This is a genomic window from Paenibacillus sp. B01 (assembly GCF_009649995.1).
Classification (GTDB): domain Bacteria; phylum Bacillota; class Bacilli; order Paenibacillales; family Paenibacillaceae; genus Paenibacillus_O; species Paenibacillus_O pasadenensis.
The window spans coordinates 2,709,102-2,735,155 of sequence record NZ_CP045802.1; the positions used below are offsets into that span (position 1 = coordinate 2,709,102).

The 26,054-nt window shown below is 63.9% G+C and carries 22 protein-coding genes; 15 read left to right on the top strand and 7 right to left on the bottom strand.

Features of this window, described 5'->3' with window-relative positions:
• Window positions 1-12: 12 nt before the first annotated feature.
• Complete coding sequence (locus GE073_RS11725) at window positions 13-1,824, top strand: ABC transporter ATP-binding protein (protein WP_028599687.1); 1,812 nt, start codon at window positions 13-15, stop codon at window positions 1,822-1,824.
• Between the two features lie 170 nt (window positions 1,825-1,994).
• On the opposite strand, the gene GE073_RS11730 is transcribed toward GE073_RS11725, so the two are convergent.
• On the bottom strand, window positions 1,995-2,318 hold the full coding sequence (locus tag GE073_RS11730; protein ID WP_153783503.1) for an ArsR/SmtB family transcription factor: 324 nt from the start codon (window positions 2,316-2,318) through the stop codon (window positions 1,995-1,997).
• Between the two features lie 126 nt (window positions 2,319-2,444).
• Between GE073_RS11730 and purT the strand changes: the two genes are divergently transcribed.
• The 6 genes from purT (at window position 2,445) to gyrA (ending at window position 11,311) form a co-directional block, all read left to right on the top strand.
• Window positions 2,445-3,629, top strand: coding sequence for a formate-dependent phosphoribosylglycinamide formyltransferase (gene purT, locus GE073_RS11735; protein WP_153783504.1), 1,185 nt, complete (start codon window positions 2,445-2,447; stop codon window positions 3,627-3,629).
• A 282-nt stretch (window positions 3,630-3,911) separates the two neighbouring features.
• Window positions 3,912-4,733 carry a GDSL-type esterase/lipase family protein gene (locus GE073_RS11740; RefSeq protein ID WP_194843349.1) on the top strand — a complete coding sequence of 274 codons (822 nt, stop codon included), beginning with the start codon at window positions 3,912-3,914 and terminating at the stop codon, window positions 4,731-4,733.
• A 56-nt stretch (window positions 4,734-4,789) separates the two neighbouring features.
• Window positions 4,790-5,827, top strand: coding sequence for an ABC transporter ATP-binding protein (locus GE073_RS11745; RefSeq protein WP_153783506.1), 1,038 nt, complete (start codon window positions 4,790-4,792; stop codon window positions 5,825-5,827).
• A complete protein-coding gene (locus GE073_RS11750) occupies window positions 5,824-6,810 on the top strand; it encodes an ABC transporter permease (RefSeq protein WP_153783507.1) in 987 nt (328 codons plus the stop codon). The genes GE073_RS11745 and GE073_RS11750 overlap by 4 nt, the downstream gene beginning before the upstream one ends.
• A gap of 52 nt (window positions 6,811-6,862) precedes the next feature.
• Window positions 6,863-8,842, top strand: coding sequence for a DNA topoisomerase IV subunit B (gene parE, locus GE073_RS11755; protein ID WP_028599681.1), 1,980 nt, complete (start codon window positions 6,863-6,865; stop codon window positions 8,840-8,842).
• A gap of 12 nt (window positions 8,843-8,854) precedes the next feature.
• Window positions 8,855-11,311, top strand: a complete 2,457-nt coding sequence (gene gyrA / locus GE073_RS11760; protein WP_101809091.1) for a DNA gyrase subunit A — start codon at window positions 8,855-8,857, stop codon at window positions 11,309-11,311.
• Between the two features lie 148 nt (window positions 11,312-11,459).
• Here gyrA and asd read toward each other — a convergent pair whose 3' ends face one another.
• On the bottom strand, window positions 11,460-12,545 hold the full coding sequence (asd, locus tag GE073_RS11765) for an aspartate-semialdehyde dehydrogenase (protein ID WP_028599679.1): 1,086 nt from the start codon (window positions 12,543-12,545) through the stop codon (window positions 11,460-11,462).
• A 107-nt stretch (window positions 12,546-12,652) separates the two neighbouring features.
• On the bottom strand, window positions 12,653-12,856 hold the full coding sequence (locus tag GE073_RS11770; protein WP_043111584.1) for a hypothetical protein: 204 nt from the start codon (window positions 12,854-12,856) through the stop codon (window positions 12,653-12,655).
• Window positions 12,857-13,030: 174 nt separating this feature from the next.
• On the opposite strand from GE073_RS11770, the gene GE073_RS11775 reads away from it, so the two are divergent.
• A complete protein-coding gene (locus tag GE073_RS11775) occupies window positions 13,031-13,441 on the top strand; it encodes a MarR family winged helix-turn-helix transcriptional regulator (RefSeq protein ID WP_028599678.1) in 411 nt (136 codons plus the stop codon).
• Window positions 13,442-13,658: 217 nt separating this feature from the next.
• On the opposite strand, the gene GE073_RS11780 is transcribed toward GE073_RS11775, so the two are convergent.
• From GE073_RS11780 to GE073_RS11790, 3 genes are all read right to left on the bottom strand, one after another.
• Window positions 13,659-14,417 (bottom strand): RluA family pseudouridine synthase, encoded by a 759-nt coding sequence (locus GE073_RS11780; RefSeq protein WP_028599677.1) that lies wholly within the window; start codon window positions 14,415-14,417, stop codon window positions 13,659-13,661.
• Window positions 14,418-14,421: 4 nt separating this feature from the next.
• Window positions 14,422-15,285, bottom strand: a complete 864-nt coding sequence (locus tag GE073_RS11785) for a class I SAM-dependent methyltransferase (protein WP_028599676.1) — start codon at window positions 15,283-15,285, stop codon at window positions 14,422-14,424.
• A 234-nt stretch (window positions 15,286-15,519) separates the two neighbouring features.
• Window positions 15,520-15,861 carry a helix-turn-helix domain-containing protein gene (locus GE073_RS11790; protein ID WP_028599675.1) on the bottom strand — a complete coding sequence of 114 codons (342 nt, stop codon included), beginning with the start codon at window positions 15,859-15,861 and terminating at the stop codon, window positions 15,520-15,522.
• Between the two features lie 192 nt (window positions 15,862-16,053).
• On the opposite strand from GE073_RS11790, the gene GE073_RS11795 reads away from it, so the two are divergent.
• From GE073_RS11795 to odhB, 3 genes are all read left to right on the top strand, one after another.
• Window positions 16,054-17,502 (top strand): aldehyde dehydrogenase family protein, encoded by a 1,449-nt coding sequence (locus tag GE073_RS11795; protein WP_416362089.1) that lies wholly within the window; start codon window positions 16,054-16,056, stop codon window positions 17,500-17,502.
• A 322-nt stretch (window positions 17,503-17,824) separates the two neighbouring features.
• Window positions 17,825-20,677, top strand: a complete 2,853-nt coding sequence (locus GE073_RS11800; RefSeq protein WP_028599672.1) for a 2-oxoglutarate dehydrogenase E1 component — start codon at window positions 17,825-17,827, stop codon at window positions 20,675-20,677.
• Between the two features lie 6 nt (window positions 20,678-20,683).
• Window positions 20,684-21,946: a 2-oxoglutarate dehydrogenase complex dihydrolipoyllysine-residue succinyltransferase gene (gene odhB / locus GE073_RS11805; protein ID WP_028599671.1), complete on the top strand. Its 1,263-nt coding sequence runs from the start codon at window positions 20,684-20,686 to the stop codon at window positions 21,944-21,946.
• Window positions 21,947-22,063: 117 nt separating this feature from the next.
• On the opposite strand, the gene GE073_RS11810 is transcribed toward odhB, so the two are convergent.
• The gene (locus GE073_RS11810) at window positions 22,064-22,336 is read right to left on the bottom strand and encodes a hypothetical protein (RefSeq protein ID WP_028599670.1); all 273 of its coding nucleotides are present in this window, start codon (window positions 22,334-22,336) and stop codon (window positions 22,064-22,066) included.
• 442 nt (window positions 22,337-22,778) lie between these two features.
• Here GE073_RS11810 and GE073_RS11815 point away from each other — a divergent pair, with 442 nt between their 5' ends.
• The 4 genes from GE073_RS11815 to GE073_RS11830 all read left to right on the top strand — a co-directional run bounded on the left by GE073_RS11815 (window position 22,779) and on the right by GE073_RS11830 (window position 25,993).
• On the top strand, window positions 22,779-23,225 hold the full coding sequence (locus GE073_RS11815; RefSeq protein WP_028599669.1) for a Fur family transcriptional regulator: 447 nt from the start codon (window positions 22,779-22,781) through the stop codon (window positions 23,223-23,225).
• Window positions 23,226-23,392: 167 nt separating this feature from the next.
• On the top strand, window positions 23,393-24,100 hold the full coding sequence (locus GE073_RS11820) for a metal ABC transporter ATP-binding protein (protein ID WP_028599668.1): 708 nt from the start codon (window positions 23,393-23,395) through the stop codon (window positions 24,098-24,100).
• On the top strand, window positions 24,046-24,942 hold the full coding sequence (locus GE073_RS11825) for a metal ABC transporter permease (RefSeq protein ID WP_153783508.1): 897 nt from the start codon (window positions 24,046-24,048) through the stop codon (window positions 24,940-24,942). The genes GE073_RS11820 and GE073_RS11825 overlap by 55 nt, the downstream gene beginning before the upstream one ends.
• 28 nt (window positions 24,943-24,970) lie before the next feature.
• Window positions 24,971-25,993: a metal ABC transporter substrate-binding protein gene (locus GE073_RS11830; protein WP_153783509.1), complete on the top strand. Its 1,023-nt coding sequence runs from the start codon at window positions 24,971-24,973 to the stop codon at window positions 25,991-25,993.
• Window positions 25,994-26,054 lie beyond the last annotated feature (61 nt).

Below are 26,054 nucleotides of genomic sequence, written 5' to 3' on the forward strand. Positions count from 1 at the left end.
CTGGACGCCTCCATGCAGGAGGCGGCGCAGGCTCAGCGCCAGCGCTTCAAGTATACCGATGACGAGGTCATCGAGAAGCCGTTCAACTGGAAGCAGGTCCTGCGCCTGCTTTCCTATATGAAGCCTTACCGCAAGCAGCTCGTGCCGATGGTGCTCATGATGCTGCTCGGCACGCTGACGCGGCTCGCCGCGCCGGCCGTCATCATCCTCGCGATCGACGAGGCGATCGACAAGGACGGCGGCGACAAGAGCCTGCTGCTCGCCTACGGCGGCATCATGCTCGGCCTGTACGTCATCCAGTGGGCCGCCAACACGATCCGCATCAAGTACACGAACATCATCGGCCAAAAGGTCATCTACGACCTGCGGCAGCAGCTGTTCGAGCATATCCAGAAGCTCAGCTTCCGCTTCTTCGACAAGCGGCCGGCGGGCTCTGTGCTCGTGCGCGTCACCAATGACGTCAACTCGCTGCAGGACCTGTTCACGAACGGCGTCGTCAACCTGCTCATGGACTGCATCCAGCTCGTCGGCATCGCCGCGATCCTGCTCATCTGGAACTTCCAGCTCGGGATCGCCGTCATGGTGACGGTGCCGCTCATGTTCATCGTCTCCGGCGCTCTCCGCAAGCGCATCCGCTTCGCCTGGCAGGACGTGCGCATCAAGCAGTCGCGCATCAACTCCCATCTCAACGAGGCGATCCAGGGGATGAAGGTGACGCAGGCGTACGTGCAGGAGAAGGAGAACTACAAGTTCTTCGACCATATGAACACGATCAACAAAAAAAGCTGGGACCGCGCCTCGGTGCTCAACCAGACGTTCGGCCCGATCATCGAGGTGACGGCGGCGATCGGCACGCTCATCCTGTTCTGGTACGGCTCGCATCTGCTCCAGACGAACGTCATCACCGTCGGCCTGCTCGTCGGCTTCGCCAACTACATCGGCAACTTCTGGGATCCGATCAACCGGCTCGGCCAGATGTACAACCAGCTGCTCGTCGCGATGGCCAGCTCGGAGCGGATCTTCGAGTTCATCGACGAGGAGCCGACCGTCAAGGAAAGCGGCCGCGCGCGCATGCTGACCGGCATCAAGGGCGACGTGTCGTTCGACAGCATCGTCTTCGAGTACGAGAAGAACCGTCCCGCCCTCAAGGGCATCTCGCTCGAGGTGAAGGCCGGCCAGTCGGTGGCGCTCGTCGGCCATACCGGCTCCGGCAAGAGCACGATCATCAACCTGCTCTGCCGGTTCTACGATCCCGTAGAGGGAGCGGTCCGCATCGACGGCCAGGACATCCGCGACGTGACGATCGACAGCCTGCGCTCGCAGGTCGGCATCGTGCTGCAGGATACGTTCATCTTCTCCGGCACGATCCGCGACAACATCCGCTTCGGGCGTCTGAACGCGACGGACGAGGAGGTCGAGATGGCCGCCCGCGCGGTCAACGCGCATGAGTTCATCGTCACGCTGCCCGACGGCTACGACACCGAGGTGCAGGAGCGCGGCAACGTCCTGTCGATGGGACAGCGGCAGCTGCTGAGCTTCGCCCGCGCGCTGCTCGCGGATCCGGCGATCCTCATCCTCGACGAGGCGACGGCGAGCATCGACACCGAGACGGAGCTCAAGATCCAGGAAGCGCTCAAGACGCTGCTGGCCGGACGCACGTCGTTCATCATCGCGCATCGCCTGTCGACGATCCGCCACTGCGACAACATCGTCGTGCTCGACCACGGCCGCATCGTCGAGCAGGGCAGCCATGACGAGCTCATGCGGCATGGCGGCACGTACTACGGCCTCATCGAGGCGCAGTACCGCTTCCTCAGCGCCTGACGCTTGCCGGCAAGCCAAGGCCGGCTCCAAAAAAGCTGACTCCGCCTGTCCAAGTCCGGACATGCGGGTCAGCTTTTTTTTGCGGAAGGGGCCTTCTGCGGGCGGCCTGAAAGTCCGTCTGCAGCGGCCGCGCAAGCGAGGCTCGGGCCGCAAGGCCGAGCCTTGCGCCGTCAGCGCTCCGTGCCGTCCTGCTGCAGCCGCTGCAGGTACCCGTCCAGGCGGTCCATGCGCTCCTCCCAGTCGCGGCGGAAGGAGGAAGCCCATGCCTCCAGCTCCTGGAACGGTTTTGACGAGAGCCGGTAGATGCGGCGGTTGGCCGAGGCTTCGACAAGCAGCACGCCGGCCTCGCTCAGCACCTTGAGATGCTTGGACGTCTGCGGCTGGTTGAAGGACAGCCGTTCGGCGATTTCTCCGACTGTGAGCGGACCGGAGCGGAGCAGCTCGACGATCCGCAGCCGATTCGGCTCGGCCAGCGCGTGAAGGATCGATTTCATGCCTAAAATATACGTTCAGTGGAATATAGCTGTCAAGGAAAACGACTCTGTTCGCTTGATTTTTCGATAGAGAGCGTCCAAAATGATAGGGATCATGTACCGGAAATTGGAACAGGGGGAACTGAAATGTCGTATGGACCGCCGCTGACCCAAGGGGCGCGCAAGATGATGCTGCTGGGCTCCGGAGAGCTCGGCAAGGAAGTGGTCATCGAGGCGCAGCGGCTCGGCGTGGAGACGGTCGCCGTCGACCGCTATGCGGACGCGCCCGCGATGCAGGTGGCGCATCGCTCGCATGTGGTCGACATGCTCGACCCGGAGAGGCTGCGGGAGCTGATCCTGCGGGAGAAGCCGGATCTGATCGTGCCGGAGATCGAGGCGATCGCCACCGGCACGCTCGTCGAGCTGGAGCAGGAGGGCTACAAGGTCGTGCCGACGGCGCGAGCCGCGCGGCTGACGATGGACCGCGAAGGCATCCGGCGCCTGGCGGCGGAGACGCTGCGCCTGCCGACCGCCTCCTACCGCTTCGCGGACTCGCTCGAGGAGATGAGGGCGGCCGTGCTGGAGCTCGGACTGCCGTGCGTCATCAAGCCGATCATGAGCTCCTCGGGCAAGGGCCAGAGCGTCTGCCGCTCCGAGGCGGAGATCGAGAGCTGCTGGAACTATGCGATGGAGGGCGGCCGCGCCAAAAAGAAGCGCGTCATCGTCGAAGGCTTCGTCCGCTTCGAGTCCGAGATCACGCTGCTGACGGTCCGCTCCGTCTCAGGCACGGCGTTCTGCGCGCCGATCGGACATGTGCAGCAGGACGGCGACTATATCGAGTCGTGGCAGCCGCATGCGATGAGCGAGGCGCAGCTGCGCGAGGCCGAACGGATCGCGCTGGCGATTACCGAAGCGCTTGGCGGCTGGGGCTTGTACGGCGTCGAGCTGTTCCTGACCGAGGACGGCGTCCTGTTCAGCGAGGTGTCGCCGCGGCCGCATGATACGGGGATGGTGACGATGGCGACGCAGGATCTGTCGGAGTTCGCGCTCCACGTGCGCGCGATCCTCGGCCTGCCGATCCCTGGCGTGCGGCTGCTGTCGCCGGGCGCGAGCCGCACGCTCAAGGCGACGCGCGACAGCCGCTCGTTCGCGGTCGAAGGGCTGGAGCAGGCGCTCGCGGTGCCGAGCGCGCAGGTGCGCGTATTCGGCAAGCCGGAGACGCGCAAGGGACGCCGCATGGCCGTCGCCCTTGCGTCGGGGACGGATGCCGAGAGCGCGCGCGACGCGGCTCGCCAGGCAGCGGAGTGCTTGACGATCAGATATGACGGATAGGAAGAGCAGGCCGACGAGGCCTGCTTTTTTCATGGACCTATGCGCTTTCGCCTCCTTTCCGTCTGACGCTGCCGTCCGCTCGGGACGCTGCAGTCCAAAAAAATCGGGCGGCAGAAGCGGGCGCGAACGCCGGCGGGCAGCTTTGCGGTGCGGGGGACGAGCGCGCCCTAGTCCTTTCGTCCCGCATGATTTGCAAAAACTTGTCGCAAGCCTTATTTTTAGTAGATGATGCTATACCAAATGTTCACAATTCAAATTCCGAGCAAGGGGAGCCGAAATAAGATGAAGTCATCCGGCACATTATGGCGGGTCGTAGGCACGGCGTCCCTCGCCTCGACGCTGCTCCTCGCAGGAGGATTCGCCTTCGCCATGCGCGACATGCTGATCGTCACGCCTTCCGTGCAGCAGGCGGCGCGCCAGGCTCCGGAGGAGGCTCAGGCCGGCGGACGATACCTGCAGGCGGACGAGATCCTCGTGACGGCGCTCGGCGATTCCTTGACCAAAGGAGTCGGGGACAACAGCGGCCGCGGCTATGTGAAGCCGGTGCTGGAGCAGCTGAAGGCTGCGACCGGCAAGCCGGTGCAGCAGATCAACAATCTGGCGATCAGCGGCTTGACGGCGGCGGAGCTCGACAAGATGCTCGCCGAGGACCGGGGCCTCGACAACCCGATTCGCCAGGCGAACCTGATCCTGCTGACGATCGGCGGCAACGACTTGTTCCGTCCTGTCCTCGAAGCGAGAGAGAACGGGAGCTCGAGCGACATTCCGCTCGACGAGATCGAGGCGCAGATTCCGGCCGCGGCCGCGTCGCTCAAAAGCATCGTCGAGCGGATCCGCGCGATCAACCCGGAGGCGACGCTCGTCTACGCCGGGCTGTACAATCCGTTCTACGACATCGCGGAGCTGCGCGACGGCAGCGCGGCCGTCCAGCGCTGGAACGACGAGGCGTACCGCATCCTGGCCAAGGACGAGCATGCGGTGCTCGTTCCCGTCATGGATCTGTTCGAGCAGCGCTCGGCCGCCTACATGGCGTCCGATCATTTCCACCCGAATCAGGACGGCTACGTCCGCATCGCGCAGCGCATCGTGCAGGCGCTGACCTGACGGACGCGCCGCCGCTGTCTTGGCAGACGAGCTAGAGACAAAAGGAGAGGACCTGCATGACGATTGATTACCCCGTTCGCCAACGGCCAAAGTCCAGGCCGTCCGCGGCTGCGCAGGATGCCGCTTCGAAGGCGGGCGTCGCCGCCGGCGAGCCCGTGCTGGACGTGCGCGGCCTGAAAAAAAGAATCCGCCGGAAATGGATCATCCACGAGGTCGGGTTCCAAGTGCATCCCGGCGAGATCTTCGGCTTCCTCGGGCCGAACGGCTCGGGCAAGACGACGACGATCCGGATGCTGGTCGATCTGATCAAGCCGACCGAGGGCGAGATCCTCATCGGCGGACATCATCTCGCCCGCGATCCGGAGAAGGCGCTGGCCGAGGTCGGCTGCATCGTCGAGAATCCGGAAATGTACCCTTACCTCACCGGCTGGGAAAACCTCGAGCAGTTCGCGCGCATGCAGCCGGGCATCGGGGAGGACCGCATCCGCGAGGTCGTCTCGATCGTGCGCCTGGACGAGCGCATCCATGACAAGGTCCGCGACTACTCGCTCGGCATGAGGCAGCGGCTCGGCATCGCGCAGGCGCTGCTCGGACGGCCGAAGCTGCTCATTCTCGACGAGCCGACGAACGGGCTCGATCCGAAGGGCATCAAGGAGCTGCGCGAATTCATCCGCATGCTGTCGGCAACCGGGCTGAGCCTGTTCATCTCCAGCCACTTGCTGAGCGAAATCCAGCTCATGTGCGACCGCGTCGCGATTATCAACGAGGGCCGGGTGCTGGCGGTCGGCCGGGTGGACGAGCTTGTCGGCCAGGCGAACAGCTTCGTGCTGTGGCAGACCGACCGCCAGGAGGAGGCGCGGGCGCTGCTCGCGGACCAGCCGTCCGTCCAGCTGTTCGGCGACGGCGAGCATCGGCTGGACGAGGGCGCGCTCGCTCATCTGCCCGGAGCGATCGTGACGAGCGTGGATGAAGAAGCGCTGCCGGATGTCGTGGAGCTGCTCGTGCGGCGGGGCATCGGCATCGAAGCGGTGCAGCGCGTCGCGCCGACGCTCGAGGAGCTTTTCCTGAGGCTGACGGAGGTGGAGGCCGAGTGAAGGGGATGCTTCCGCTCGTTCAGAACGAGACGCTGAAAATTTGGAAAAAGAAGCGGTTCTATGTTATCCTTCTAATCCTGCTGGTGCTCGTGCCGCTGTTCACCTACGCCCAGCTCCGGGTGTCCCAGACGAACGCCGCCAACTTCAAGGACTGGCGCAACCAGATCCAGCAGCAGATCACCGACCTGCAGAACACGCTGGCGAGCGACCGCATGCCGGAGGAGTGGAAAAAGTACGACCGCATCAAAGTGCAGCAGCTGCAATATTACCTGGATCATGACATCAATCCGAACAGCCCGGACGCGGCTACGTTCACCCGTCAGTTCATGGCGAGCTCCGTCTCGATGTTTTTCCCGCTGCTCATCCTCGCGCTTTCGTCCGATCTCGTATCGGGAGAGCGCACCGGGGGCACGATCAAGATGCTGCTGACCCGTCCGGTGCGGCGCTGGAAAATCCTGACGAGCAAGCTGATCGCCTTGACGCTCTACGTTTCGCTGGCTATCCTCGCTACCGGCGCGGTATGCTATCTCATATCCGGCCTCCTCTTCGGCTACGGGGGATGGACGATGCCGGTGTTCACCGGCTTTGTCATCGACGGCTCCGCCATCGACGCGACCGGCGTGCATGCCGTGCCGCAATGGGCGTACATGCTCATGCAGAGCGGCCTCATCTGGATCAGCTGCATGACGATCGCCATCCTGTCGACGATGGTGTCGGTGCTCGTGCGCAGCACGGCGGCGAGCATCGTCACGATGATGGCGGCGGTCATCTCCGGCAGCATCCTGGCCGGCATGGCTTCCTCCTGGGAGACCGCCAAATACATCTTCTCCGTGAACATCGATCTGACCGACTATCTCGAAGGCACGCCGCCGCCGATCGCGGGCATGGACATCGGATTTTCCCTGGCCGTGCTTGGCATCTGGGCCGCAGCGGCGCTCGTCGTCTCGTATGGCGTCTTTACGAAACAGGACATCTTGAATTAAAATAGCGTGAGTTATTCGCACGGACAGCAAGGAACAGAAAAGGGGGACGCGTATGGCCGAACAACTGGACCTTTACGCAACCGAATCGGCAAATACGGCGAAGGGCCCTTCCTACGAGGCGGACGATATCCAGATTCTCGAGGGCCTGACCGCGGTGCGCAAGCGCCCCGGCATGTACATCGGCAGCACGACGAGCTCGGGCCTGCACCATCTCGTGTGGGAAATCGTCGACAACGCCGTGGACGAGCATCTGGCCAAGTTCTGCACGGAGATCGCCGTCACGCTGCACAAAAACGGATCGGTGACCGTACACGACAACGGGCGGGGCATCCCGACCGGCATGCACAAAAGCGGCATCCCGACGCCGCAGGTCGTATTCACGATCCTGCACGCGGGGGGCAAGTTCGGCGGCGGAGGCTACAAGAAGTCAGGCGGGCTGCACGGCGTCGGCGCTTCGGTGACGAACGCGCTGTCGGAATGGCTCGAGGTGGAGATTTTCCGCGAGGGCAAGATACATAAGCAGAGGTTCGAATACTGGGTCGACAGCCAGGGCAAGGAGCATGTCGGCGAGCCGACGACCGGCCTCGAGATCGTCGGCAATACGCGCCAGACCGGCACCAAGGTGACGTTCAAGCCGGATGCGCGCGTCTTTCACGGCAACACCTCGCTGAGCTTCGATACGCTGAGCGACCGGCTGCAGGAGATCGCCTTCCTGAACTCCGGGCTCAAGGTGACGATCCGCGACGACCGCAGCGGGCATGAGAACGTCTTCCACTACGAGGGCGGAGCGAAGCAGTTCGTCGAGTTCCTCAACGAGGAGAAGTCGGTGCTGCATGAGGCGGTCCGCTTCGCGGCGGACAAGGACGACATCGAGGTCGAGGTCGCCCTGCAGTACAACGACGGCTATACGGAGACGATCGTGAGCTTCGTCAACTCGATCCCGACGCGGGGCGGCGGCACGCATGAGACCGGCTTCAAGACAGCCTACACGCGGGTGCTCAACGATTATGCCCGGCGCGCCGGCCTGCTCAAGGAAAAGGAAAAGAACCTTGAAGGCGGAGACCTGCGCGAAGGCATGATGTGCGTCATCAACATCAAGATGGCGGAGGTCGAGTTCGTCGGGCAGACGAAGGACCAGCTCGGCAGCAGCTCCGCCCGCAGCGCCGTCGACGCCGTCGTCGCGGACAAGATGGCCGTGTTCCTGGAGGAGAATCCGCAGGTCGGCCAGATGCTGCTCAAAAAGGCGATCCAGGCGTCCCGGGCGCGCGAGGCCGCGCGCAAGGCGCGCGAGGAGATCCGCAGCGGAAAGAAGCGCAGCGAGTCGTCCAACCTCGGCGGCAAGCTGACGCCGGCGCAGTCCAAGGACGCCTCGCGCAACGAGCTGTTCATCGTCGAGGGCGACTCTGCCGGCGGCTCCGCCAAGCAAGGCCGCGACTCCAAGTATCAGGCGATCCTGCCGCTGAAGGGAAAGCCGATGAATCCGGAGAAGGCGCGGCTGGGCGACATCCTCAAGAACGACGAGTACAAGGCGATCATCGCCGCGATCGGCGCGGGCGTCGGGCCGGAGTTCGAGGCGGACGAGTGCAACTACAGCAAGATCATCATCATGACCGACGCGGATACGGACGGCGCGCACATCCAGGTGCTGCTGCTGACGTTCTTCTACCGGTACATGAAGCCGCTCATCGACTCGGGAAGGATCTACATCGCGCAGCCGCCGCTCTACAAGATGTCCCGCAAGACGGGCAAGCTGCAGACGGTGCGCTACGCCTGGACCGATGAGCAGCTGCAGAACTACGGCAAGGAGATGGGCAAGGGCTTCGAGCTGCAGCGCTACAAGGGCCTCGGCGAGATGAACCCGGACCAGCTCTGGGAAACGACGATGAATCCCGAGTCCCGAACGCTCCTGCGGGTGCAGATCGACGATGCGGCCAAGGCGGAGCGGCGGGTATCGACGCTCATGGGCGACAAGGTCGATCCGCGCAAGCGCTGGATCATCGACAATGTCGACTTCACCGAATACGAGGAATAGGGGGACGGGCTCATGAGCGCAAGCGAGCAATTTCTGCCGGCATTCCTCGAGGAGGTCGTCGGCGACCGATTTGGACGCTACTCCAAATATATCATCCAGGACCGCGCCATCCCCGATGTGCGCGACGGCCTGAAGCCGGTGCAGCGGCGGATCCTGTACGCGATGTACGACGCCGGCAATACGCCGGACAAGCCGTACCGCAAGTCGGCCAAGACGGTCGGCGACGTGATGGGCAACTACCATCCGCATGGCGACTCCTCGATCTACGAGGGCATGGTGCGGATGGCGCAGCCATGGAAGATGGGCCATACGCTCATCGACGGCCACGGCAACTGGGGCTCGCTCGACGACGATCCGGCGGCGGCGATGCGCTATACGGAGGCGAGGCTGTCGCCGATCGCGATGGAGCTGCTGCGCGACATCGAGAAGCGCACCGTGCTGTTCAAGGACAATTTCGACAACAGCACCAAGGAGCCGGTCGTGCTGCCGGCCCGCTACCCGAACCTGCTCGTCAACGGCGTCAGCGGGATCTCGTCGGGCTTCGCCACCGAGATCCCGCCGCATAACCTGCGCGAGGTGATCGACGCCTGCATCGCGCTCATGAACGACGGCAGCATGCCGCTCGAGGCGCTGATGGGCATCCTCAAAGGTCCGGACTTCCCGACCGGAGGCATCATCATGGGCGAGGAGGGCATCCGCGACGCCTACTCGACCGGCAAGGGACGCATCCACCTGCGGTCGAAAACGGCCGTAGAGGAGCTGCGCGGCGGCAAGAAGATGATCGTCGTGACGGAAATTCCGTACCAGGTCGTCAAGTCGCGCCTCGTCACGGCGATGGAGAACATCCGTCTCGAGAAGAAGGTCGACGGCATCGCCGAGGTGCGCGACGAGAGCGGGCGCGACGGCCTGCGCATCGTCGTCGAGCTCAAGAAGGACGCGGATGCCGACGGCATCCTGGCCTATCTGCTCAAAAAGACCGACCTGCAGGTGACGTACAACTTCAACATGGTCGCGATCGTCAACAAGGCTCCCCGCCAGCTCGGCGTCAAGGAGATGCTGGCGGCGTACATCGACCATCAGAAGGAAGTCGTCACGTTCCGCACGCGCTATGAGCTGGAGAAGGCCGAGGACCGCGCGCATGTGCTCGAAGGACTCGTCAAGGCGCTGAACATCCTCGACGACGTCATCGCGGCGATCAAGGCGTCGAAAAACCGCGCCGACGCGCAGGACAACCTCGTCGCCAAGTTCGGCTTCAGCGAGCGGCAGGCCGATGCGATCCTGACGCTCCAGCTGTACCGCCTGACCAACCTCGAGATCACCTCGCTGGAAAAGGAGCTGCGCGAGATCGCCAAGCGCGTCCACTATTTGCGCTCGATCCTCGACAGCGAAAAGAAGCTGCTCAAGGTCATTCAGGAGGAGCTGCTGGAGATCCGCGAGAAGTACGGCATCGACCGCCGCTCGGAAATCCGCGGCCAGGTCGAGGAGCTGAAGGTCGGCCTCGAGGTGATGGTGAGCGCCGAGGACGTGCTCGTGACGATCAGCCGCGACGGCTACGTCAAGCGGACGAGCCGTCTCAGCTTCGCCCGCAGCGGGGGAGAGCTGGACGCGTCCGGCCTCAAGGAAGGCGACGCGCTCCGCCATGTGCTGGAGTGCAATACGATCGACAGCCTGCTCGTCTTCACGCGCAAGGGCAGCTACTACCTGCTGCCGGTGTATCAGATTCCGGACTTCAAGTGGAAGGACGCCGGCACGGCGATCGTCAACGTCATCCCGATTCCAAAAGATGACGGCATCGTCGCGGTGCTGCCGGTCAAGGACATCCAGCAGCCGGGCCAATCGCTGTTCTTCTTCACGAAGCGCGGGCAGGTCAAGCGGACCGAGCTCAAGGACTATGCGACGAACCGCTCGACCGCCATCGCGGCCGTCAAGCTGGCGGACGGAGACGAGGTCGTCCAGGTGCTGCAGTCGGCAGGCGACCGCCATCTCGTGCTCGTCTCGCGGGCGGGAGCGGCGATCCGCTTCCCGGCTGCCGAGGTGAGCTTGATGGGACGCGTCGCCGGCGGCGTGCGCGGCATCCAGCTCAAGGAAGGCGACGAGCTTGCCGCCGCGCTGGAGGCCGGTCCGGACGACGAGGGCGAAGTGCTCGTCATCAGCGACCTCGGCTACGCCAAGCGCAGCCTGCTCGCCGACTACCCGGTCCAGGGCCGCGGCGGCAAGGGCGTCATCACGTTCGAGTTCAAGGAAGGCAAGCGGGTCAAGCCGAACGGCGCGGCGCTCGTCGGCGCCTCGTACTGCAAGGAGCCGCGCGAGCTGAGCGCGCTGCTCGCCGGAGGCGGCGAGCAGCGCTTCCAGAGCGAGAAGACGCCGCTCGACGACCGCAAGTCGGTCGGCCGGGCGATGGTCCAGGTCGAGAAGAACGACGCTGTCATGCAGCTGTTCCAGCGGCCGGAAATCAGCCAGGAAGGCTGATCCGGCGGCGGCAGCCGGGCAGAGATGGACAGATGACCGGTTCACGTTCGGCTGCCGAACGGCCATTCATCGAAAAAAGGGACGAAGCGGAGATTTTCTCCGCTTCGTCCCTTTTGCTTGCTGCCGGCTCTCGATCGGTCCGCTGTGCTCAGCGGGCGACGATATAGCCCTCGGCCTTGAGCAGCTCGGCGATCAGCACGGCGCCGCCCGCGGCGCCGCGGAGCGTGTTGTGCGAGAGGCCGACGAATTTGAAGTCGTACAGCGAGTCCTCGCGCAGCCGTCCGGCGCTGATGCCCATGCCGTTCTCGATGCCCCGGTCCAAGCCCGTCTGCGGGCGGTTGTCTTCCTCGAAGTAGGTGATGAACTGCTTCGGCGCGCTAGGCAGCTCCAGCTCCTGCGGACGGCCCGCGAAGGCGGCCCAGCGGTCGAGGATGTCCTGCTTGCTCGGCTTGGTCTCGAAGTTCACGAACACCGTCGCCAGATGGCCGTCCGCGACCGGGACGCGGATGCACTGGGTCGTGATCGCCGGCTCGGAAGCCTTGACGATCGCGCCGTCCTCGACCTTGCCCCAGATGCGCAGCGGCTCCTGCTCGCTCTTCTCTTCCTCTCCGCCGATATACGGGATGACGTTGTCGATCATCTCCGGCCAGTCGGCGAACGTTTTGCCCGCGCCGGAGATCGCCTGATAGGTGCTCGCGACGACTTGCTTCGGTCCGAACTCCTTGAGCGCGGTCAGCATCGGAACGTAGCTCTGGATGGAGCAGTTCGGCTTGACGGCGATGAAGCCGGTCTCGGTGCCGAGGCGCTCGCGCTGGGAGGCGATGACCTCCAGATGCTCCGGGTTGATTTCGGGAATGACCATCGGGACGTCGGCGGTCCAGCGATGGGCGGAGTTGTTGGAGATGACGGCGACGCCGGCTTTGGCGTAAGCCTCTTCGAGCGCTTGGATCTCCTGCTTTTTCATGTCGACCGCGCAGAAGATCACGTCGAGCTCGGCTGCGACCTCCTCGACCTTGGACGCGTCCTGCACCTGGATCGCCTTGACGGCTTCGGGCATCGGCGTGTCCAGCTTCCAGCGGCCGCGCACCGCTTCTTCATACGATTTGCCGGCGGAGCTCGCGCTGGCCGCGATCGCCGTCACTTCGAACCAAGGGTGATGGTCCAGCAAGGCGACGAAGCGCTGTCCGACCATGCCGGTTCCGCCTACGATGCCGGTTCTGAGCTTTTGTGTCATCGAAATTCAACCCTCTCTATCTAACGGAATAAATGTAATGATTATACCAAGCATGCCCGTAAAGGTTCAATGCTTTAACGAAAAAAAGAGGCCCCTCGCAGAGCCTGTCAGTCGTACGGCCGGTCGTCGGAAGGCTCTAGTCGGTCGATCACGTGCAAGAGCGCTTCCAGCAGCACCCAGAGCGGAACCGGCTCGTCGGGCCGCTCCAGCAGCTCGGGGTCCTTGATGATGCCGTAGGCACGGATTTTGCGGATGACCGCTTCCTTATGCCCTTCCATGATGATCACCCTTTCGCCTTCTGTCGCCTTCATGTCTTGCATCCTATGTCAACCTATGTCTAAAGGTTCGGAAAGAGATCGATTAAGGTCTAGAATTATTAATCCGATTAACCTTTCTTTCGACAAAGTCAGATGGTATAATCAGGAATTAGCAGAGGACAGACTTGTCCTCGTCGGACCTATCCATTCAGAAAGCAGGTGTTCGCGTTGATAACCGAGGATTTCGCCAGGCTGTGGATCAAGATCTCGAAGGAATGGAAGAACCATTTGGAGGAGCAGCTGCTTCCTCAGCTGACCGAAGGACAGCTGAACGTGCTGGAGCTGCTGCAGAAGCATCAGCCGATGAAGCCGTCGGAGCTGCTTCAGCATCTGCAGACGACGCCGGCGGCGATCACGACGCTGCTTGACCGGATGGAGAAGGGCGGCTTGATCGAGCGCAGCCGCGACTCCTCCGACCGGCGCATCGTCTGGGTGCAGATGACGAGCCACGGCGAGCACGAGGTGAAGCGGGGAGTGGAGATTCGCGAGGAGTTCCTCAAGGGGGCGCTCGACCGCATCTCGTCCCATAACCAGCAGCTGCTCGTCTACCTGCTCGGCAAGGTCGCCAACGCGGGCTAGCCGCTTCCATGCCGGGCGTGTCCCGGCGGCAGGTCAAGGGCGGACCGCCAAGGCCGTCCGCGCCGCATTTCCTTTCAGCCGCGCCGCACAAAGGGCCGAGCCGGCTTCCTCGCAGGAAGCCGGCTCGGCCGTTTGCTGATTCCGGCTGTTCGGCCCTCGGCTCTCTTGCGGCAAAGCCGCCTGCTTTTCCTGCCAGACGATCCGTCTCGGCCCGCCTTCAGTCGGAAGCGTGCTGGACGGCGGAGGCCGCCTGCTCCAGCTGCTGCTCCGTCCAAGCCGTCCAAGGGAAGGCGCGCGGCGGAAGCGAGCGGAACTCCATCCACTCCTTGGTCACCGGATGGGCGATGCCGGCGGCCGCCGACCAGAGCGCGATGTCGCCGTGTCCGCCGCGTGCTGGAGCGCCGCGGCCGGATGGGCCGTACTTGCGGTCGCCGGCCAGCGGGCAGCCGATCGCGGCGAACTGCGCGCGGATCTGATGGGGACGTCCGGTGTGGAGTCGCACCGCCGCCAGCGGCGCGCCGTCCGCTCCGGGCCAGGTCCGGTAGTCGAGGCGAGCTTCCTTGGCGTCGCCGGTCGGCTTGGCGTAAGCCGTCACGACGTTGCGGGCGGCGTCCTTTTGCAGGTAGTGGCGAAGGCTGCCCGAGTCCGTCTGCGGCTTGGCCGTGAGGACGGCGAGGTACGTCTTGCGGAACGCGCGCGTGCGGACGGCGTCGGACAGCCGGCTCGCCGCCTTGGACGTCTTGGCGAACAGCATGACGCCGCCGACGGGTCGGTCGAGCCGATGCACGAGGCCGAGAAACACGTTGCCCGGCTTGTCGTAGCGGCGCTTGAGATCGGCCTTGAGCAGCGTCAGCATGTCCGGATCGCCGCTCTCGTCCTCCTGCGAGGGCACGCCGGGCGGCTTGACGACGACGAGCAGATGGTTGTCCTCGTAGAGGATCGGGATGTCGGACGCGCTGCCGGGGCTGGCGCTCACCGGATCACGCCTCCCAGCGGCCGAGGATGCCGCATGGCAGCGTCAGGCCGGAGGCGGTGATCGGCAGGCCGATCTCGCCGCAGTGGATGGAGCCGCCGAAGCGCTTGCGGGCGGTCATCTCCAGCAGGTTGTGCAGCACCTGCGGCGACAGTCCCGTCGTATAGGAGTTGAGGAGCAGGAAAAGCGGCTTCTCGCTCAGGATGTCCATGCACGACTCGAGGAACGGGAAAAGGCTCGATTCGAGCTTCCACATCTCGCCGCCGGGGCCGCGTCCGTAGGACGGCGGATCCATGATGATCGCGTCGTACTTGCTGCCGCGGCGCTGCTCGCGCTGCACGAATTTGAACACGTCGTCGGTGATGTAGCGGATGGGGCGCTCGGCCAGCCCGGACAGCGCGGCGTTCTCCTTGGCCCACTGCACCATGCCCTTGGCGGCGTCCACATGGCACACCTCCGCACCGGCGGCGGCGCAGGCGACGGTCGCTCCGCCCGTATAGGCGAACAGGTTGAGGACGCGGATCGGCCTGCCTGCGGAGCGGATCTTGTCCATCATCCAGCTCCAGTTGACGGCCTGCTCCGGGAACAGTCCGGTATGCTTGAAGCTCGTCGGCTTGATATGGAAGCTCAGCTCGCCGTAGCGGATCGTCCAGCGCTCGGGAAGCGCCTTGCGGTAATCCCAGCTGCCGCCGCCGGCGCTGCTGCGATGGTAATGGCCGTCGGCGGACGTCCAGGCTTTGCGGTCTCCGCGGAACGGCCAGATGATCTGCGGGTCGGGACGGCGCAGCGTCACGTCGCCCCAGCGCTCGAGCTTGTCTCCGTCGCCGGTGTCGATCAGTTCGTAATCTTTCCATTGGTCAGCAGTATACATCGATGAATTCTCGGTCCCTTCTGTCATGCGATCGTCCATTCATTATATCGGGAGCGATGGATCGAAGCAATGAAGGAGAGAGCCGGAGGGCAAGGCGGGGTGAAGGAAAGCCGCCGATTCGCGCAGACGGGGAGGCGCCCGGCAAGAGGCAGGAGGAGGGCCGGATCGGGACGAGGGGAAAAACGGGGAAAGGCGCGGCCGGCCGCGCCTGCCGCCGGCAGGCGGAGCAGGCCGCTAGCCGGCGGATTCGGCCTTGCGAAGCAGCTTCAGCATCTGATCGATATAGAGCTTCCGCTTGTCGGGCTCCATCCGGTTCAGCGTCTGGATCAGATCCAGCGTATCCTTGTTCAACTGCTGGGACTCGCTTTGATTTTGGTCGCCGCCGATCATATAATCCAGGGAGACCTCAAAGAAGGCGGCCAGCTTCATCAACGTCTCGTAGACAGGCTGGCGGTTGTTGATCTCATAATGGCTGTACGCGGATCGGGTGATGCCGATATGGCGGGACACCTCCTCCTGGGACAGGTTCTTGCTGAGTCGCAGCTCGCGCAGACGGTCGCCCATGGTCATGGTCATGTCGGTGGCTCCTTACATCAGACTGAACCTTGGCGGTTCAAAGAAAGGCTTGACGAGCAGGCCTTATAATCAAACTTTATGATACAAATTGTATCATGTCAAGCAAAGCGCTTTGAAAATTGGCGCATGAAAGCACGAATTCATTAGACTTTGTTTGGCTTCTATCACAATATGAAGATGGAGGGATACGAAATGTCGCAACTGATGCGGTTATGGATCGACGGGACGTGGGAAGACGGGCATAAGCAGGCGCCGCTGCTCGCGCCATACGGGGGAGAGGAGCTGGCCCTCGTCGGCTATGCGTCGCCGGAGCAGGCCGCGCGCGCGGTCGAAGCGGCGGATCGGGCGTTCCGCGAGCATTGCGGCATGCCGGCGCATCGACGCAGCTCCATTCTGTATCAAGCGGCCGATCTGCTCGAGCGGCGGGCGGAGGAGGCGGCGCGGATCGTCGCGCTCGAGGCGGCCAAGCCGATCCGAGCGGCCCGCGCCGAAATCGCGCGCACGGTGCAGACGTATCTGTTTGCCGCGGAGGCGGCCCGCAGCCTGACCGGCGAGACCGTGCCGATGGACGCCGCTCCGCGCGGCGAAGGCCGGACCGCCTCTGTGCGGCGGGAGCCGGTAGGCGTCGTCAGCGCGATCACGCCGTTCAACTTCCCGTTCAACCTCGTCGCCCATAAGGTCGGGCCGGCGCTGGCCGCCGGCAACGCGGTCGTGCTCAAGCCGGCGGAGCAGACGCCGATCTCCGCGCTGTTCCTGGCCGAGCTGTTCGAGGAAGCCGGCCTTCCGTCCGGGCTGCTGAACATCGTGCCCGGAGACGGGCGCGAGCTCGGGCCGACGCTCGCCTCGCATCCGCTCGTCTCGTTCGTCTCCTTTACGGGCAGCCCTGAGGTCGGCCGCCAAATCCGCCAGCTGGCCGGGCTGCGCCGCACGACGCTGGAGCTGGGCAGCAACTCGCCGCTGCTGATCGATCGCGGCTTCACGGAGGAGGAGCTAGGCCGGATCGCCGACGAGACGGCGGCCGGAGCGTTTGCCTATAATGGACAAGTCTGCATCTCGGTGCAGCGCGTCTTCGTGCATGAGGAGCTGGCGGATCGGTTCGCCGCCATGCTCGCCGAGCGCGCGAAGGCGCTGGTCGCCGGCGATCCGCTGGCCGAGGAGACCGACATCACGCCGCTCATCAGCGCCAAGGCGGCGGAGCGGCTGAAGGGCTGGCTGGACGCGGCGCTGGCGCGCGGAGCGGAGCTGCTGTGCGGCGGCAGCTTCGAGGGGAGCCTGATGCGGCCGGCGGTGCTGCGCGGAGTGCCGGAGGACGCCGAGCTCAGCTGCGAGGAGGCGTTCGGCCCGGTCGCCGCGATCGCGCCGTTCCGCCGATGGGAGGAGGCGGTCGCCGCGGCCAACCGATCCCGCTACGGGCTGCAGGCCGGCGTGTTCACCAAGGACGTGGAGCATGCGCTCCATGCGGCAGCCGAGCTGCAGGCCGGCGGCGTGATGATCAACGACGTGCCGACGTTCCGGCTCGACCATATGCCGTATGGAGGCCGCAAGGACAGCGGCAGCGGCCGGGAAGGCGTCCGCTACGCCGCCGAGGAGATGACCGAGGCCAAGCTCGTCAGCTTCCGCAGCGGCTTGTACCGCTCCTGATCCGGCATCCGGCTGGGCGCTCGGCGCCTGGTTCGGCTGGAGGACGGACTTTTGCCCGCGATGTTCGGCCGCAAAGAGGCCGGCTTCGCTCAAGGTTGTGAACGAAATCGTCACAATTTCGGAAAGGTTGTCGCGAAACGTTGAATAAGCGCTTTATTTTCTTTATAATAGAGGCACAATCGAAGCCGAACCTGTTCAATGATTCGTTGTTGTCAGGCCGCCGGTACTCTGCCGGCGGCTTTTTCACGGGCATGACGGAGGTTCGGCAGCGCTTGGTTATCATCCGTACCAACCTTTTTCACTTAACGGAGGTAGTTGGCAAATGACCGACGAATCAAACACGAAAAGGCAATGGAAAGACTTTTTCGGACCTAACCTGGGCTACATCCAGGAACAGTACGAACAGTTCAGCAGCGACCCGGAATCGGTCGACGCTTCCTTCCGCGAGCTTTTCGCCGAACTGGGAGCGCCTCCTGCCGAACTCGGCGCCCAGCCTTCCCGCACGGCCCCGGCCGCGGGCGGACAGGTCGCCGTCGACGCGACGCTGCTCAAGAAGCTCGTCGCCGCCGAAAAGCTGGTGGGCAACATCCGCACCTACGGCCATCTGGCCGCCAATACCGATCCTCTCGGCTTGCGCGCATCCTCGGATACACGCTTGCTCGAGCCATCCACTTTTGAGCTGAACGAATCGGATCTGAGCCGATTCCCGGCCTCCCTCCTCTGGGATCATGCGCCGGCCGGCGTCTCCAACGGCTGGGAAGCGATCCAGAAGCTGCGCAATTCGTATACCCAATCCATCGGCTTCGAGTTCAGCCACGTCCACGACGAAACCGAACGGGACTGGCTCAGCGCGAAGGCTGAATCGGGCATTGCCAACGCCTCCCTGAACGTTGAAGAACGCAAGTCCCTGCTCAATCTGCTGCTTCATGTCGAACAATTCGAGTCTTACCTTCACCGCACGTTCGTCGGCCAGAAACGGTTCTCCGTAGAAGGTGTCGACATGCTTATTCCGGTTATCGACGAGATCGTCCGCCAAGCGGTTCAGGACGGGGCGAGTCATATCCTGATGGGCATGGCGCATCGCGGCCGGTTGAATGTGCTTGCGCATGTCTTGGGCAAGCCGTACGAGAAGATCTTCTCCGAGTTCCATCATGCGCCGAACAAGGAGCTCGTGCCGTCGGAAGGCTCCGTCGGCATCAACTCCGGCTGGGCGGGCGACGTGAAGTACCACCTCGGCGCGGACCGCTCCGTCGCCGGAGCGCGCATCCTGCTCGCCAACAACCCGAGCCACCTGGAGTACGTCAACTCCGTCGTCGAGGGCTTCTCGCGCGCCGCGCAGGAGGACCGCACGCAGCCGGGCTTCCCGCGCCGCGATCCGAGCAAGTCGCTCGCTATCCAGGTGCACGGCGACGCGGCGTTCCCGGGCGAGGGCATCGTCGCCGAGACGCTCAACTTCACCGGCCTCGACGGCTTCACGAACGGCGGCTCGATCCATATCATCGCCAACAACCGCATCGGCTTCACGACCGACAGCAAGGATTCCCGCTCGACGCATTATGCGAGCGACCTCGCCAAGGGCTACGAGATTCCGATCGTGCATGTCAACGCCGACGATCCGGAGGCTTGCATCGCCGCCGTCCGCCTCGCCTGCGAGTACCGCGACAAGTTCAAGAAGGATTTCCTGATCGACCTCGTCGGCTACCGCCGCTACGGCCATAACGAGATGGACGATCCGGAGGGCACGCAGCCGCTCGTCTACGAAAAGGTCCGCGCCCACAAGACGGTCGCGACGCTGTATGCCGAGCGCCTGAAGGCCGAAGGCGCCTTGAGCGCCGCCGACATCGACCGGATGATCCAGGACACGCAAGCCGAGCTGCAAAAGGCTTACGACGTCATGAAGGAGCAGGCGGCCAGCGGCAAGCGCCGGAACGAAGGCTCGATTCCGGACGCCCCGGAGACGACCGAGACGGCGGTGCCGCTCGAGCGCCTCAAGGAAATCAACGCCGCGCTGCTGCAGGTTCCGGATGGCTTCACCGTCTATCCGAAGCTGCAGCGCATCCTGCAGCGCCGCGGCTCGATGCTCGACGAGGGCGAGAAGGTCGACTGGGCGCTCGCCGAGACGCTCGCCCTGGCGACGATCCTCGCCGACGGCAAGCCGATCCGCATGAGCGGCCAGGACGCCGAGCGCGCGACGTTCTCGCATCGCCATATCGTGCTGAACGACCACAAGACCGGCGAGAAATTTTCGCCGATGCATCATTTCCCGCAAGCCAAGGCGAGCTTCGCGGTGTACAACAGCCCGCTGACCGAAGGCGCGGTGCTCGGCTTCGAGTACGGCTACAACGTCTTCTCGCCGGAGACGTTCACGATCTGGGAAGCGCAGTACGGCGACTTCGCCAATGCGGCGCAGGTCATCTTCGACCAGTTCATCTCCGCGGGACGGACGAAGTGGAAGCAGCGCTCCAGCCTCGCGATGCTGCTGCCGCACGGCTACGAAGGCCAAGGACCGGAGCACTCCAGCGCCCGTCTGGAGCGGTTCCTGCAGCTGTCCGCCGAGAACAACTGGACCGTCGCCAACCTGAGCACGGCCGCCCAATACTTCCACCTGCTGCGCCGCCAGGCTGCCTGGACGGAGCATGAGGGCGCGCGTCCGCTCGTGCTCATGTCGCCGAAAAGCCTCATCCGCAACCCGCGCGTCCTGTCGCCGGGCTCGGAGCTGGCGAGCGGCTCGTTCAAGCTCGTGCTGGAGCAGCAAGGCCTCGGCAAGAAGGCGTCCGCCGTGCGCCGCCTGATCCTTTGCACCGGCAAGGTCGCCGTCGACCTCGAGGAAGCGCTGGATTCCGCCAAGGACCAGGACATGAGCTGGCTGCACATCGTGCGCGTCGAGCAGCTGTATCCGTTCCCGGCCAAGGAGATCGCCGAAATCATCTCCCGCTACAGCAAGCTGGAGGAGATCGTCTGGGTTCAGGAAGAGCCGAAGAACATGGGCGCTTGGACGTTCATGGAGCCTCGCATCCGCGAGTTGGCCGGAGGCAAGGCCGTCCATTACATCGGCCGTCCGGACCGCTCGAGCCCGGCTAGCGGCCATCAGGAAGTGCACGCCGCCGAGCAGCAGTCCATCCTTTCGCTCTCGCTGCAGCAAAAAGCTCTGAACACGATTTTACTTGGGAGGTAGAAGCAAGTGGCTGACATCAAAGTTCCCGATCTGGGCGAATCCATCTCGGAAGCGACAATCACCAAATGGCTCAAGAAGGAAGGGGAAGCCGTAAGCCAAGGCGACCTGCTGCTGGAGCTTGAAACCGATAAAGTCAACCTGGAGATCAGCGCGGAATCCGCAGGCGTGCTCTCGAGCATCCTGAAGGGCGAGGGCGATACCGTGCTCGTCGGCGAGTCGATCGGCGTCATCGGAGAGGGCGGCGCAGCCGCCGCTCCGGCGCAGCCGGTCCAGACGGCAGCTCCGGTCGCTCCGGCGGCGGCTCCAGCGGCTCCGGCCGCTGCGCCGGCGGCAGCTCCCGCTCCTGCGAGCGCATCCTCCGAGGGAGAGCCGATCGCTTCCCCGTCGGCTCGCAAGCTGGCCCGCGAGCGCGGCATCGATCTCAACCAGGTGAAGGGAACCGACCCGAACGGCCGCATCTACAGCCAGGACGTGGCGAGCCACGGCTCCGCTCCGGCTCCTGCGGCCAAGGCTCCGGCCGCCGCTCCGGCTCCGGCCGCGAAGCCGGCGTTCACGGAGCAGCCGGGCAAGCCGGTCGAGCGCACCAAAATGTCGCGCCGCCGCCAGACGATCGCCAAGCGCCTCGTCGAAGCCCAGCAGACGGCCGCGATGCTGACGACGTTCAACGAGGTCGACATGACGGCGATCCTCGACGTGCGCAAGCGCCGCAAGGATGCGTTCAAGGAGAAGAACGACATCGGCCTCGGCTTCATGAGCTTCTTCACCAAGGCCGTCGTCGGCGCGCTCAAGAAATTCCCGCTCCTCAACGCGGAAATCGACGGCGACGATCTGATCGTCAAGAAATACTATGACATCGGCATCGCCGTCGCCGCTCCGGACGGCCTCGTCGTGCCGGTCGTGCGCGACGCCGACCGCCTCGGCTTCGCCGGCATCGAGAAGTCGATCTCCGAGCTGGCCGGCAAAGCCCGCAAAAACTCGCTGGCGCTGTCGGACCTGCAAGGCGGCACGTTCACGATCACGAACGGCGGCGTCTTCGGCTCGCTGCTCTCGACGCCGATCCTCAACGCACCGCAAGTCGGCATCCTCGGCATGCATAAGATCCAGATCCGTCCGGTCGCGACCAGCGACACGGAGATGGAGAACCGCCCGATGATGTACATCGCGCTCTCCTACGACCACCGCATCGTCGACGGAGCCGAAGCGGTCCGCTTCCTCGTCACGGTCAAAGAGCTGCTGGAGGATCCGGAATCCCTTCTGCTCGAAGGCTGATCCGCGCAAGAGCATTCAACGCGCGGCGGACGCATGGCCGCCGCATCGCTTCACGCAAGACAAGCCCTGGATGGCTTCATCCAGGGCTTGTTTTTTTGCGCGGTGGAGGACGGGACCCTACATGCTGCGGTTGCAGTACAGCAGCAGCGCGACGTAGCCGCAGCCGATGAGCACGAGCAGATACGACAGCTCCGGCAGGTTGATGACGCCGACGAAAAACACGATGACGCAAGCGATCAAATTATAGAGGGAGACGGTTCGGAACAGCTTGTCGCGGTTGCGGATCCTGCCGGGCGCGAAGGCGGCCAGCAGCCATGGCGTGCGCTTGACGCCGGTGAAAAAGGCGATGAGATACATGAACAAGGACAGCACGATCAAGTAGAGGTTCATGATGGTCTCCCCTTGAAGGTTCGGATAGGCCGCGCTCGGCTCGCGAGAGCGTAGTTCTTATTATACGTGCGCGGCTGGGGATGTGGGAGAGCTTTTTTGGCAGGAAAAGGAGAATACTCGGCGCCGCGCCCGCATAGTCCTAGTACGGGGAAACCGATTCCGCACCGCTCATGGGAGAGGAAGCCGGCCGACAGAAGCCTACGCTTCAGGAGGCGGTTTTCATGAGTACGGATACGCTGATCGCATTGCTCGCCCTCGTCGTTTCCATGATCCATCTGGCGGGGCGCGGCGGCAAGTCGTAGCGGCTGAGGTCCCGGACACCGGCAGGCGGATTCCGCCTGCCGGTCGTCGGCATGCGCGGTCGGGCGGAGCTACCTTGTCCACGTCCGGTTATGGTACAATAGGACCATCGACTGGAATGTAAAGGGAGGGAGACGGGATCATGGCGCATACCCATGCCGGCGGCACGGCCAAGGAGATCGTCGACGCGATGGCCCGCGGAGGCTGGCGCATCACCGAGCAGCGGCGGCGTCTGGCGGAAATTTTCGCCGGCTGCGAAGGCTATCTGTCCCCGAAGGACGTCTACGAGGCGATGACGGTCCACTATCCGGGCGTCAGCTTCGATACCGTATATCGCAATCTGCGCCTCATGAGCGAGATGGGCGTGCTGGAGCAGTTCTACTCGATGGACGCGGGGCTCAAGTTCAAGGCGGCCTGCAATCATCATCACCACCATCATCTGATCTGCACGAATTGCGAGAAGACGCTCACGTTCGACTACTGCCCGATGGAGCAGGAGATGAGGCTGCCGGGCAACTTCAAGATCATGAACCATCGCTTCGAGGTATACGGCCTTTGCGAGGGCTGCCAGAGCGAAGTAGGCCGCTAGGCGTTGACAGCCCGCTTCGCGGCTGGTACTATACTTAAAGTGTAATCATTACAACTTTCTTCGCTGACCTCGTTCGTGCGGACAGGCAGCGATTTCTTTTGTCTCGAGATGTAAATATTACGATGATAGACGGAGACGCCCGAAAGATAGAAAGGAAGACGAAAGCGATGATCTTAGCTTCGTTGAAAGAAGTGGAGTTCGGCTACAACGATGCGCCCAGCCTCCATAATGCGACGATCGAGGTGAGGAGCCGGGAGTTCGCGGCCGTCACGGGGCCGAACGGAGCCTCGAAGACGACGCTGCTGAAGCTGATGCTCGGGCTGCTCAAGCCGTGGAAGGGCAAGACGTTCCTCGCCGGCAAGCGCGAGGACGGCCGGCCGCTCAAGGTCAGCTACGTGCCGCAGCAGATCGCCGCGTTCAATGGCGGCTTTCCGAGCAACGTGCAGGAGTTCGTCCTGTCCGGCTGCCTAAGCAGCGGCTCCTGGCTGAGGCGGGTGACCAAGGAAGACCGCGAGCTGGCCGAGAAGTCGCTGCGGCAGGTCGGCATGTGGCAGCTGCGGGAGCGGCGCATCGGCGAGCTCTCCGGCGGTCAGAAGCAGCGCATCTGCATCGCCCGCGCGCTCGCCCAGCGGCCGGATCTGCTCGTCATGGACGAGCCGACGACGGGCATGGACGAGGCGAGCCGCAAAGGCTTTTACGAGCTGATGCGCCATATGGTCGACGCGCACGGCATGTCGATCGTCATGGTCACCCACGGCCTGGAGGAATGCCGCCCCTACCTGGATCGGATCATCGAGCTCGAGCGAAAGGGGGAGGGAGGATGGAAATGCTGCACTACGACTTTATGCAGCGGGCATTTTTCGCCGGCGCGCTGATCGCCGTCGTCGCCTCCGTGCTCGGCGTGTATCTGATGCTGCGCCGTCAGGCGCTCATGGCCGACATGCTCTCCCACGTCTCGCTGGCAGGCGTCGCGGCGGGTGCTTTCCTCGGCCTCAGCCCGACGCTTTCCGGGTTCCTGACCGCGACGATCGGAGCGGTGGCGGTGGAGTACGTGCGCCGCTTCTACAAGACGTACAGCGAGATGTCGATCGCGATCATCATGGTCGGCGGCCTCTCGACGGCAGTCGTGCTCATGAGCCTGAACAAGACGATGAGCAAAAGCTTCACCTCGTACCTGTTCGGGTCGGTCGTCGCCGTCGACCGTTCCCAGCTGCTGCTCATGCTGATCGTCACCGCGGCCGCGGCGCTGTTCTTCTTTTTCCTGCGCCGTCCGCTGTATCAGATGACGTTCGACGAGGAGACGGCCAAAGTAAGCGGCTTGCCGACGGGGCTGATCTCGATGCTGTTCAGCGTCATCACCGGCATGATCGTCGCGGCCGCGATGCCGATTGTCGGCGTGCTGCTCGTCTCGTCGCTCATCATCCTGCCGGCGGCGCTGGCGATCCGGCTGACGTCGCGCTTCAGCGCCGCGCTGCTGCTCGCCGTGGCGATCGGCCTGGCCGGCGTCATGAGCGGGCTGACCGCTTCGTACGAGCTGAGCACGCCGCCCGGCGGCACGATCGCGCTGGTGCTCCTCGCCTTCCTGGCTCTCGGCGTCGCATCGCAGAAGGTCGTCCGGCTCGTCCGGGCGAAGTCCAAGCATGCTGCCGCCACGGACACGGAGATGCACTCCTACGGTCCGATTCCGAGGCTGGGCGAGGATTCCCATACATCTTGAGGCTTAGAGAGAAGGAGTGAAGGTCAACATGGCAAGTCAAAGGAAATGGATCTCCGGCCTGCTGCTGTCCGGCGGACTGGCGCTGGCGCTGAGCGGCTGCGGCAGCAGCGGCTCGGGCGGAGCGGCGAACGAGGCGGCCGGAAACGACGGAGCCGCGCCGGAAGCAGGCGCCAAGCTGAAGGTGGCCGCCACGATCTACCCGATGGCGGAGTTCGCCCGTCAGGTCGGCGGCGCTCATGTCGACGTCGTGCCGCTCGTGCCGACCGGCGTGGAGCCGCATGACTGGGAGCCGAGCGCCAAGGACATGGCCGCGATCAGCGACGCCGACGTCTTTGTCTACAACGGCATCGTCGAAAGCTGGGCCGAGCAGGCGATCGGCAGCGCGGCCAATCCGAACCGCGTCGTCGTCGAGGCGAGCCACGGCCTGGCCGAGCTGGAAGGAATCGACGACGGCCATCATCACGGCGAGGAAGAACATGCCGACGAGCACGCGGATGAGCACGCCGACGAGCATGCGGACGAGCATGCCAAGGATCCCCATGTCTGGCTCGATCCGGTGCTGGCCCAGCAGGAAGTGCGCGCCATCCAAAAAGGACTGGAGCAGGCCGATCCGGAGCATAAAGAGGACTATGCGAAAAACGCCGATGCGTACATCGCGAAGCTGGAGGAGCTGAACCAGCAATTCGTTTCCGAGTTGAAAGGCTCGAAGCGCAAGGACTTCGTCACCTCGCATGCCGCTTTCGCTTACTTGGCGGAGCGCTACGGGCTGAAGCAGGTGCCGATCAGCGGCTTGTCGCCGGAGCAGGAGCCGTCGCCGGAGCAGATGGCCCAGGTCATCGAATTCGTGCGCGAGCATCAGGTGAAGACGATCTTCTTCGAGACGCTTGTCGACTCCAAGCTGGCCGATACGATCGCAGCCGAGACAAAAGCCGGCACCGACGTGCTCAACCCGCTCGAAGGACTGACCAAGGAGCAGGCGGACGCAGGCGAGGACTACATCAGCATCATGAAGAGCAACCTGAAGGCGCTGGTCGACGCTCTGAACGGCTGATCCGGGGCAACGAGCCCCGCAGCGCCGGAACGAGCTGTTTTCCCGTCATCAAATCGTAAAT

What these genes read in the sequence shown, in the direction of transcription:
- GE073_RS11725 (WP_028599687.1), top strand. Translation starts at nt 13, where the DNA reads ATGCAGGAGGCGGCGCAGGCTCAGCGCCAGCGCTTCAAGTATACCGAT.
- GE073_RS11730 (WP_153783503.1), bottom strand. Translation starts at nt 2,318, where the DNA reads ATGAAATCGATCCTTCACGCGCTGGCCGAGCCGAATCGGCTGCGGATC.
- purT (WP_153783504.1), top strand. Translation starts at nt 2,445, where the DNA reads ATGTCGTATGGACCGCCGCTGACCCAAGGGGCGCGCAAGATGATGCTG.
- GE073_RS11740 (WP_194843349.1), top strand. Translation starts at nt 3,912, where the DNA reads ATGAAGTCATCCGGCACATTATGGCGGGTCGTAGGCACGGCGTCCCTC.
- GE073_RS11745 (WP_153783506.1), top strand. Translation starts at nt 4,790, where the DNA reads ATGACGATTGATTACCCCGTTCGCCAACGGCCAAAGTCCAGGCCGTCC.
- parE (WP_028599681.1), top strand. Translation starts at nt 6,863, where the DNA reads ATGGCCGAACAACTGGACCTTTACGCAACCGAATCGGCAAATACGGCG.
- gyrA (WP_101809091.1), top strand. Translation starts at nt 8,855, where the DNA reads ATGAGCGCAAGCGAGCAATTTCTGCCGGCATTCCTCGAGGAGGTCGTC.
- asd (WP_028599679.1), bottom strand. Translation starts at nt 12,545, where the DNA reads ATGACACAAAAGCTCAGAACCGGCATCGTAGGCGGAACCGGCATGGTC.
- GE073_RS11770 (WP_043111584.1), bottom strand. Translation starts at nt 12,856, where the DNA reads ATGAAGGCGACAGAAGGCGAAAGGGTGATCATCATGGAAGGGCATAAG.
- GE073_RS11785 (WP_028599676.1), bottom strand. Translation starts at nt 15,285, where the DNA reads ATGTATACTGCTGACCAATGGAAAGATTACGAACTGATCGACACCGGC.
- GE073_RS11790 (WP_028599675.1), bottom strand. Translation starts at nt 15,861, where the DNA reads ATGACCATGACCATGGGCGACCGTCTGCGCGAGCTGCGACTCAGCAAG.
- GE073_RS11795 (WP_416362089.1), top strand. Translation starts at nt 16,054, where the DNA reads ATGTCGCAACTGATGCGGTTATGGATCGACGGGACGTGGGAAGACGGG.
- GE073_RS11800 (WP_028599672.1), top strand. Translation starts at nt 17,825, where the DNA reads ATGACCGACGAATCAAACACGAAAAGGCAATGGAAAGACTTTTTCGGA.
- GE073_RS11810 (WP_028599670.1), bottom strand. Translation starts at nt 22,336, where the DNA reads ATGAACCTCTACTTGATCGTGCTGTCCTTGTTCATGTATCTCATCGCC.
- GE073_RS11815 (WP_028599669.1), top strand. Translation starts at nt 22,779, where the DNA reads ATGGCGCATACCCATGCCGGCGGCACGGCCAAGGAGATCGTCGACGCG.
- GE073_RS11820 (WP_028599668.1), top strand. Translation starts at nt 23,393, where the DNA reads ATGATCTTAGCTTCGTTGAAAGAAGTGGAGTTCGGCTACAACGATGCG.
- GE073_RS11825 (WP_153783508.1), top strand. Translation starts at nt 24,046, where the DNA reads ATGGAAATGCTGCACTACGACTTTATGCAGCGGGCATTTTTCGCCGGC.
- GE073_RS11830 (WP_153783509.1), top strand. Translation starts at nt 24,971, where the DNA reads ATGGCAAGTCAAAGGAAATGGATCTCCGGCCTGCTGCTGTCCGGCGGA.